The 9,027-nt window shown below is 37.5% G+C and carries 9 protein-coding genes; 8 read left to right on the forward strand and 1 reads right to left on the reverse strand.

Features of this window, described 5'->3' with window-relative positions; all coding sequences use genetic code 11:
- The first annotated feature begins 192 nt into the window (after positions 1–192).
- The 8 genes from IE155_RS09765 (at position 193) to IE155_RS09800 (ending at position 8,208) form a co-directional block, all read left to right on the forward strand.
- Positions 193–1,656 carry a 2-hydroxymuconic semialdehyde dehydrogenase gene (locus tag IE155_RS09765; protein WP_189378060.1) on the forward strand — a complete coding sequence of 488 codons (1,464 nt, stop codon included), beginning with the start codon at positions 193–195 and terminating at the stop codon, positions 1,654–1,656.
- A gap of 9 nt (positions 1,657–1,665) precedes the next feature.
- Entirely contained in the window at positions 1,666–2,088 is a 423-nt protein-coding gene (locus IE155_RS09770; RefSeq protein ID WP_189378061.1) for a RidA family protein, read from the forward strand.
- Positions 2,089–2,091: 3 nt separating this feature from the next.
- Positions 2,092–2,658, forward strand: a complete 567-nt coding sequence (locus IE155_RS09775; protein WP_189378062.1) for a 3-hydroxyanthranilate 3,4-dioxygenase — start codon at positions 2,092–2,094, stop codon at positions 2,656–2,658.
- Positions 2,655–3,668, forward strand: coding sequence for an amidohydrolase family protein (locus IE155_RS09780; RefSeq protein ID WP_189378063.1), 1,014 nt, complete (start codon positions 2,655–2,657; stop codon positions 3,666–3,668). Before IE155_RS09775 ends, IE155_RS09780 begins: the two co-directional genes overlap by 4 nt.
- Positions 3,669–3,694: 26 nt before the next feature.
- The gene (gene kynU, locus IE155_RS09785) at positions 3,695–4,978 is read left to right on the forward strand and encodes a kynureninase (protein ID WP_189378064.1); all 1,284 of its coding nucleotides are present in this window, start codon (positions 3,695–3,697) and stop codon (positions 4,976–4,978) included.
- A gap of 2 nt (positions 4,979–4,980) precedes the next feature.
- On the forward strand, positions 4,981–6,381 hold the full coding sequence (locus IE155_RS09790) for an FAD-dependent oxidoreductase (protein WP_189378065.1): 1,401 nt from the start codon (positions 4,981–4,983) through the stop codon (positions 6,379–6,381).
- Positions 6,378–7,223 (forward strand): tryptophan 2,3-dioxygenase, encoded by an 846-nt coding sequence (gene kynA, locus IE155_RS09795; protein WP_189378066.1) that lies wholly within the window; start codon positions 6,378–6,380, stop codon positions 7,221–7,223. Before IE155_RS09790 ends, kynA begins: the two co-directional genes overlap by 4 nt.
- A gap of 61 nt (positions 7,224–7,284) precedes the next feature.
- On the forward strand, positions 7,285–8,208 hold the full coding sequence (locus tag IE155_RS09800) for a LysR family transcriptional regulator (protein WP_189378067.1): 924 nt from the start codon (positions 7,285–7,287) through the stop codon (positions 8,206–8,208).
- Positions 8,209–8,308: 100 nt separating this feature from the next.
- Here IE155_RS09800 and IE155_RS09805 read toward each other — a convergent pair whose 3' ends face one another.
- Positions 8,309–8,752, reverse strand: coding sequence for an RNA recognition motif domain-containing protein (locus tag IE155_RS09805; RefSeq protein ID WP_189378068.1), 444 nt, complete (start codon positions 8,750–8,752; stop codon positions 8,309–8,311).
- Positions 8,753–9,027: the final 275 nt, after the last annotated feature.

The following is a 9,027-nucleotide window of genomic DNA, read 5'->3' on the forward strand; positions in this document are numbered from 1 at the left end:
TGTTAAAAAAAGGTAAATATATAAAATAAAGTATAATTATTGAATTTATAAGGCCAAATAAACATCAACTAAATTAATAATAGATAATATTTATGAATGGTTTAGTGTTATTTATGTAATTTTAATTATAAATATAAAGGCGATACATTCATTCTCTTACTAATATAGTAGAAAAGTCACGGATAGTTTTTTATGGCACTTAAAAATAAGCTTCCTTGTTACGTCGATGGTGTTTTTATTGATTCACAACATTATGTGAATAATATTAACCCTGTTAATGGACAAGTGATTTCTCAATTATGTGAAGCGACTCCTGAGCTGATTGACCAAGCAGTAAAAGGAGCTAAAGCCGCATTAAAAGGACCTTGGAGTAAAATGTCTGTGACTCAGCGTTGCGACCTATTACACAAAGTCGCCGATAGAATGATTGAGCGTCAAGATGAGTTTATTGAGGCTGAAATCGCTGATACTGGTAAATCACTCTTTCAAATTGAAAATATTGATATTCCTCGTGGCGCGGCGAACTTTAAAACCTTTGCCGATATGGCAAAATTTCATAGCGGTGAAACCTTCATAACCGAAACGGCTAACGGTGAAAAAGCACTTAATTATACGGTTAACAAGCCCCTCGGCGTGGTTGCTGTGATATCACCGTGGAATTTACCTTTATTATTAGCTACATGGAAAGTTGCACCTGCATTGGCTTGTGGTAATTGTGTGATATTAAAACCATCTGAAGAAACCTCATCAACGGCAACTTTGCTGGCGCAAGTCATGGATGAAGTGGGCGTGCCTAAAGGTGTATTTAACTTAATTTTAGGGCGTGGCAGTATCGTTGGCGATTACTTAACGGGGCACTCAAATGTTGATGCTGTTACTTTTACTGGCGCTTCAACAACAGGTCAGCATATTATGAAGTCGGTTTCCCAAGGGGTTAAACCGATTTCTTTTGAACTTGGCGGTAAAAATTCAGCTATTGTTTTTAATGATGCTGATTTAGAAAAAGCCATAACAGGCGTTACTCGTTCAACGTTTACCAATTGCGGGCAAGTGTGTTTATGCACTGAAAAAGTATTTGTACATCGAGATATTGCACAAGCATTTATCCACGGCCTTAAACTAGCCGCTAGCAAAATTAAAATAGGTTATCCCAAAGAAGAAGGGGTATTTTTAGGACCGCTAGTTTCAAAAGCTCATCAAGAAAAAGTGTTGTCGTATTATCAACTAGCGAAAGATGAAGGTGCAGAATTCATCTATGGCGGTGGCGTACCGAATTTTGGTGATGAACGTGATAACGGTAGCTACATCGAACCGACAATTATTACTGGTCTTGACGATGATTCACGGGTAAATCAAGAAGAAATATTTGGCCCTATTTGTCATATCTCAGTATTTGATGATGAAGATGAAGTGATTAATCGGGCTAATACGACCGACTATGGTTTAGCAGCAGCAATATGGACTGAAAATCTGTCGCGAGCTCATCGTGTTGCACCACAGCTAGATGTGGGGATAGTGTGGATTAACACCTGGTTTTTGCGTGATCTGCGTACTGCATTTGGTGGCGTAAAACTGTCAGGTATTGGCCGAGAAGGCGGCCAACATTCAATGAGCTTTTATAGTGAACCCGTTAATATTTGTATCAAGATAGATTAGGATAAAATAATGACAACAGAAAGCAAAGTAATTGCAGGTAAAGCAGTACCACGCGGTAAGTTTCCCCATGTAAAACGTGCTGGTGATTTTATCTATATTTCAGGAACAAGTTCAAGATTACCTGATAATAGTTTTGCGGGTGTAGCAGTTGATGAGTTTGGTACGACTAATCTAGACATTCAATTACAAACGCGGGCTGTGATTGACAATATTCGCGATATTTTACAATCGGTAGGTGCTGACTTATCTGATCTGATTGAGATAACCACTTTTTTAGTCAACATGAACGATTTTGCAGGCTATAACCAAGTCTACGGTGAGTACTTTGATTTTTATGGTCCAACACGCACCACGGTGGCGGTGCATCAATTGCCTCACCCTCACTTACTCATTGAATGTAAAGCAGTGGCATATAAGCCAATGAAGGAATAAACGATGAAAGCCAAGCTTACTGCCTTTAATTTTCACAACTGGATTGAAGAGCACCAACATTTATTAAAACCACCAGTAGGTAATGTCCAAATTTGGCAAGATACAGACATGATGGTGACTGTGGTTGGTGGCCCTAATCAACGGACTGATTTTCACGATGATCCAGTTGAAGAGTTTTTCTATCAAATTAAAGGCGATATGGTATTAAAAGTCATCGAAGACGATATATGTAAAGATGTTTTTATTCGTGAAGGCGATATCTTTTTTCTTCCGGCTCATGTTCGTCATTCACCGCAACGCCCAATGGAAGGCAGTATTGGTTTAGTGATTGAACCTAAGCGCCCACAAGGAGAAAAAGACGCCTTCGAATGGTATTGTTTTAATTGTAATACTTTAGTTCATCGAACTGAAGTTCAACTTACTTCAATTGTAGATGATTTACCGCCACTGTATCAGGCTTTTTATCAAGATATTGAAGCAAGAACTTGCGCCAATTGTGGTGAGGTTCATCCTGGTAAAAAACCACCAGCAGGTTGGGTAACACTTAATGAAAGCGAGCTATCACAATGAAAGTAGTTGATATTCATTCACACTTTTTTCCTAAAACATGGCCGAGCTTAAAAGATAAATTTGGTGGCGATGATTGGCCATGGTTACGTCATCAAAAAAGTGATGGTTCAGGCGTAGAAAAAGCAATGCTAATGAAAGGTGATAAGGCGTTTCGTCCTATTTATTCTGCTTGCTGGGATGCCAAAGTACGCCTTGAGGAAATGGACAAACATGGAGTCGATAAGCAAATTATTTCCGCAACTCCAATATTATTTGCTTATGAAAAGCCTATTACACAATCATTATATTGCGCTCAATTATTTAACGATGCCGCATTAGACATTTGCCAAACAAACACAAACCGATTATTCGCTATGGCGCAAGTGCCATTACAAGATCCTGATGCGGCATGTATTGAAGCGAGTCGCGCCAAGCAATGTGGCCATGTCGGAATTCAAATTGGCAATCATGTTGGTTTGAAAAATATGGATGACGAGGGCGTATTAACCTTCTTACAGCATTGTGCAAGCGAAGATATTCCTGTTTTTGTGCATCCGTGGGACATGATGGCGGCTGAACGTACTAAAGATTATATGATGGGATGGACTGTTGGTATGCCTGCTGAAACGCAACTGTCTATTGTCTCTATGATCCTTGGTGGTGGTTTTGACCGAGTGAGTAAAGACTTAAAAATCTGTTTTGCCCATGGTGGCGGAGCTTTCACTTTTTTACTTGGTCGATTGGAAAATGCTTGGTTACATCGTGATATTGCCCGTGGAAAATCAGCCTATCCTCCAAGTTATTACCTTGATCGTTTTTATTTAGACACCGCTGTATTTGATCATGATGCTTTGCAACTGTTAGTCAATAAAATGGGTGTTAATCGTTTGATGTTCGGCACTGATTACCCATTTCCCCTCGGAGAACAGCAAATGGGGCAGTTAATAAAAACAGCGCCTATGTTGTCAGAGCAGAACAAACAGCAACTTTTAGCCACAAACGCAACGCAGTTTTTTGCTTTGCCTAAATAAATAATCGCAACATAATAGAGTAAAAGATGATTTTTGAAAACACCTTAACATTTGCCCAGCAACAAGATAGCCAAGATATTCTAGCTGATTATAGACAGAAATTTTATCATCCTGTGATCAAAGGTAAGGAAGTGCTCTATTTCACGGGTAATTCATTAGGCTTGCAACCTAAAGCCGCGAAAGAATATGTGAATGCTGAACTTGATGATTGGGCAAGATGGGGAGTAGAAGGCCATTTTCATGCAACTAACCCTTGGGTGAGTTATCACGAAATCTTAACGCCTGCATCGGCGATGATTGTAGGTGCCAAAGAATCTGAAGTGGTTTGTATGAATTCGTTAACCACTAATTTGCATCTATTGTTTGTTTCTTTTTATCGACCAACACAACAGCGTTTTAAAATTATTAGTGAAGCAAAAATGTTTCCCTCAGATAGATACTTACTAGAAACACAAGTACAGCATCATGGTTTTAAACCAGAGGATGCCATTATTGAAGTCGCTCCACGTAAAGGTGAACACTTAATTCGTGAAGAAGATATTTTAGCTGCTATTACAGAACATGGTGATGAGCTTGCTTTAGTTTTTTTTGGCGGTGTTAATTATTTTACCGGTCAGTTATTTGATATGAAAAAGTTAACTGATGCGGCTCATCAAGTGGGAGCCATCGCTGGATTTGACCTTGCTCATGCTGCTGGTAATGTTCCACTAAACTTGCATGATTGGAATGTCGACTTTGCCGCTTGGTGTACATATAAATATTTAAACGGCAGTGCTGGTAATGTTGGTGCCATTTTTGTACATGAACGCCACGGTGAAAATACTGAGCTACAGCGTTTTGGTGGCTGGTGGGGGCATAACAAAGAACGTCGCTTTCTGATGGAGAATCATTTTGAACCTATGAAGGGAGCTGAAGGTTGGCAATTAAGTAATGCGCCAGTGATGGGCATGGCAATATTAAGATCGTCACTCGATATTTTTCAAGCAGTGGGTATGGAAAAATTACGCGCTAAAAGTATAAAGCTGACCGCTTATTTAGAATTTGTTTTTAACCAGGTAGTTGAAAAGTTCTCTGATATTAACCTAGAGATCATTACTCCAGAGGCCCCTGAAGAACGAGGATGTCAGTTATCGGTTAAATTGGTTGGTATAGATAAAAGCTTTTTTCAAGCGCTAACCGAAGCAGGTGTAATTGCTGACTTTAGAGAGCCCGATGTTATTCGTTTAGCACCAACGCCTTTATATAATAGTTTTGAAGATGTATATCGTTTTGGGCAAACATTATCTCATCTATTAGAAACATGGAAATAACAATGGCTACCACTAAACAAGACCTTGGAGCAAAAGAAAAAGAACTTATAGCTATTGTTGGTGCTGGCCCTGTTGGTGCATTGTTGGCATTAAAGCTTGCCAAAAAAGGGTACAAAATTGATTTGTTTGAATCTCGCCCAGATTCTCGTAAAACCGATATATACCAAGGTAAGTCGATTAATTTAGCCTTGTCTGATCGCGGTTGGCGTGCGTTACAAGCGGTAGGGATTGAACAAGAAATTCGACAACAAGCTATTCCTATGTATTGTCGAGTAATGCACGACATTGACGGTAATTTAACTAAACAGGCGTATGGTACTGAAAATCAAGCAATATGGTCTGTATCACGTTCAGGCATTAATGAGCAGTTAATCACACAAGCTGAAAAATGCCCATTAATTGATATCAACTTTTCCTACCGCTTAACTCAGCTAAATTTTGATGATAATACCGCTGTTTACTTAGATGAAAACCAGCAGGTGGTTACCCGTCAAAGTGACATAATCTTTGGTGCCGATGGCGCTTTTTCAAAAGTTCGTCGCTTAATGCAAGAATTACCTAAGCAACGTATTAGCTACAGTTTAGATTATATGCCGCAAAGTTATATTGAATTGACGATTGCGGCAAATGAAGATGGTAGTCATAAACTTGAAAAAAATGCGCTACATATATGGCCACGTAAAGACTTTATGTTGATAGCCTTGCCTAATTTAGATGGTTCATTTACATGTACTTTATTTATGAATCAAGAGGGTGATTTATCCTTTAATTCTCTCAATAGTTATCAAAAGGTTGCTACATTTTTTCAGCGATATTTCGCAGATGCCATGCTATTACTTGAAAACCCCGTTGAAGACTTTCTTGTTAAATCAGCTTCGCCTTTATGCTTAGTGCATATTTATCCTTGGTTGGTTAACGAACAAGTGGCTCTTATTGGTGATGCGGCTCATGCAATGGTGCCCTTTTACGGCCAAGGCATGAATAGTGGTTTTGAAGATTGTCGAGTATTAAGTGAACTTGTTGATGAGAATAAGGGTAATTGGCAAGCGATATTACAAGCTTATCAACATTCACGTAAAGTGAATTGTGATGCGATAACTGAGTTGGCTCAGCGTAACTTTGTAGAAATGAGTGATTTAGCTGGCGATGCTAATTTTCTATTACGTAAAAAGATAGAAGCACATTTCCATCAGAAACATCCTAAATTATGGGTACCTTTATATTCTATGGTGACTTTTTCTCCAGATATTCCCTATAGCAAAGCTTTAGCTATAGGTGATATTCAAAAAAATATTATGGATGAAATAATGAAAATGCCTGGCATAGAAAAAAATTGGCAAGGAGATGAGGTTTACAATCGTATGTATCAATTAGCATCATCTAAATTGGAGCTGAACTTATGAGCTGCCCGCATAATAATTATCGAGAAATGGAAGAGAGTATTCATACGGATTTTAAAGAGGATATGTCGTATGCCGATTATTTATGTCTTGATCAAGTACTACAAGCCCAGCAACCTTTATCAACACAACACGATGAAATGCTATTTATAACAATCCATCAAAGTAGCGAGCTTTGGTTAAAGTTAGCGGGACATGAATTATCTGAAGCTGTTAGTAATATAAAAAATGCTGACTTTGGCCATGCATTTAAAGTAATTTCTCGAGTAAAACAAATCTTTATCCAGTTAACGCAATCATGGAATATTTTGTCTACACTCACACCTGTTGACTATTTGAAGTTTCGAGATGCACTAGGTCATTCTTCAGGTTTTCAATCATATAGTTATCGCAAGCTTGAATTTTTACTCGGTAATAAAAATGCCAAACTATTAAAAGTACACCAGTCGAATGAGGCAGTGTATCAAGACTTAAATCAGGTTTTGCATCAACCAAGTTTGTATGATGAAGTAATTAAAGTGCTTGCCAAGCAAGGGCTGCAAATAGATGAAACAGTATTAGCACGCGACTTCAGTCAACCTTATCAAAAAAATAATTCAGTATTGAAAGCATGGATAGAAGTTTATAAGAACGATGAAGAATACTTTCAATTATATGAATTGGCCGAAAAGTTAGTTGATATTGAAGATGCTTTTCAACAGTGGCGCTTTAAACATATGTACACAGTTCAACGTATTATTGGTAATAAAATGGGTACAGGTGGTTCATCGGGTGTGAGCTTTTTAAAGAAAGCATTGGATATCAGTTTCTTTCCTGAGTTATTTGAATTAAGAACACATTTATAAATAACATAAACTATTAAGAGTTGATATTATCATTCAATAATTTGATATTTCAGCTGTGTTTATGGATATAGTCAAAAGCCAATTAAGTATTAGCCATTTAAAAATGATGTGCGAGCTAGAGCGCCAAACAACGGTAAAAGCAGCAGCCCAAGCATTATTTATAAGCCAACCTGCATTGACTAATCGTATTCGAGAAGCAGAGCGACGTTTAAATACACCATTATTTATACGTCGAGGTAGAAAGCTTGTTATGTCTAATGCCGGTAAGCGTTTATTGGTGTCCGCTAAAAAAATTCTCGAAGAGCTAGCGCGCGCAGAGTATGACATAGAAAGGTTTACTGATGGTATTGACCAAGTTTTACGGATCGGTATTCCACATTACGCATCATTCGTTTGGTTGCCTAAAGTGATAGAGGTGATGAATGAGAAATGTCCAACTGTTGAATTAGAAATTACTGCGCAAGCAGCAGTTAAGCCATTAATTGCTTTAGAAAAAGGCGATATTGATATGGCAATGTTTTCTTCAAGTGATAAACAACTAGTATTAGATAATACGAGTTATCGTTCTGACTTTCTTGTGGAAGATGAATTAGTCGCTTGCATTTCATCATCCCATAAAAAATCAAATAATAACTATTTAATCGCGCAAGACTTTCTTGATGAGACCTATGTAACTAATTCAACAGTTGCTGAAAAGGATCGTGAATATGAATTATTCTTTAAGCCTGAAAGTGTTATACCTCGAAAAACACTTCAAGTTGGATTTAAAGAGGCAATAATAGAGCTCGTGAATGCAAATTTAGGTATTTCTATTTTTTCTAAGCGTCAAATCACTCCGTACCTAAAACAATACAATATTAAAACTATACCGCTAGGAGAGTATGGCTTAAAAATATATTGGCATTTGGTTTATTTAAATCAAAACAGGATAGAGGAACCCGCATCAACACTAGGAAAATTACTTAAAAAGGAAATTACGCGTTAGCAATTCACGACCAAAAGAAAATATATTTAGTTGCAAAAATATAAAACGCCACTTTGTTTTGCAAAGTGGCGCTTGTAATTATTTTACAATGACAAACAATTTATTCGTCATTATCGCTTTTTTCTGGTCGTTCTTTAGCTTCACGCACTTTTAATGTACGTTGTTGAAACTCAGAGTCATTTAATTTGGCAATAGTGTTTTTGGCGTCATTTGCTGATATCTCAACAAAGCCAAAACCACGACGTTTACCAGTTTGTTTATCTTTCATCAATCTAACTGAATGCACTTGACCATACTCTGAAAATAAAGCTCGAACTGAGCCTTCATTAGCACGGTAGGGTAAGTTACCGACATAGAGAGTTTTAACTTCTGTAGAAGCGCTTGAGTTGTTAGCTTTATTAAAGAACAACGGGAAAATAATCGCGCTGATAAATGCGATCACGGAAACTAGTATAGGGGTAAGCTCAACTTGTGTTGCGGTAATATAAGAAACAACAGCAAGTACAAAAGCAACCCCAAATGTTAAAAGTAGAGAAGAATTCATACGGAATACCTAATTATTATTTTAAAATCAAAATACTGCAAATTCTATGTTACCCAGCTTTTGATAATGTGCAAGTCAAAGTGTAAAAAATAATCATATATAGCTACAGCAAAAGGGAGACTGGTGTTTAAAATTATCCCTATAATTACCAAATGAAGGCATAACGCCTTTATATTAATCAAATTGAGTTAAATTTCAGCGAACAAACAGATAAAGGTAAAAAAAGCCTAAAAAGCACTTGATCCTTTTAGCGAAGTCGTTAGAATGCGCTCCAC

The organism is Thalassotalea profundi (assembly GCF_014653195.1).
In the GTDB taxonomy this organism is placed as follows: domain Bacteria; phylum Pseudomonadota; class Gammaproteobacteria; order Enterobacterales; family Alteromonadaceae; genus Thalassotalea_B; species Thalassotalea_B profundi.

Bases quoted from the DNA above. Each gene is read 5' to 3' on its own strand.
- IE155_RS09770 (WP_189378061.1), top strand. From the start codon at position 1,666: ATGACAACAGAAAGCAAAGTAATTGCAGGTAAAGCAGTACCACGCGGT.
- IE155_RS09775 (WP_189378062.1), top strand. From the start codon at position 2,092: ATGAAAGCCAAGCTTACTGCCTTTAATTTTCACAACTGGATTGAAGAG.
- IE155_RS09780 (WP_189378063.1), top strand. From the start codon at position 2,655: ATGAAAGTAGTTGATATTCATTCACACTTTTTTCCTAAAACATGGCCG.
- IE155_RS09765 (WP_189378060.1), top strand. From the start codon at position 193: ATGGCACTTAAAAATAAGCTTCCTTGTTACGTCGATGGTGTTTTTATT.
- kynA (WP_189378066.1), top strand. From the start codon at position 6,378: ATGAGCTGCCCGCATAATAATTATCGAGAAATGGAAGAGAGTATTCAT.
- IE155_RS09805 (WP_189378068.1), bottom strand. From the start codon at position 8,752: ATGAATTCTTCTCTACTTTTAACATTTGGGGTTGCTTTTGTACTTGCT.
- kynU (WP_189378064.1), top strand. From the start codon at position 3,695: ATGATTTTTGAAAACACCTTAACATTTGCCCAGCAACAAGATAGCCAA.
- IE155_RS09790 (WP_189378065.1), top strand. From the start codon at position 4,981: ATGGCTACCACTAAACAAGACCTTGGAGCAAAAGAAAAAGAACTTATA.
- IE155_RS09800 (WP_189378067.1), top strand. From the start codon at position 7,285: ATGGATATAGTCAAAAGCCAATTAAGTATTAGCCATTTAAAAATGATG.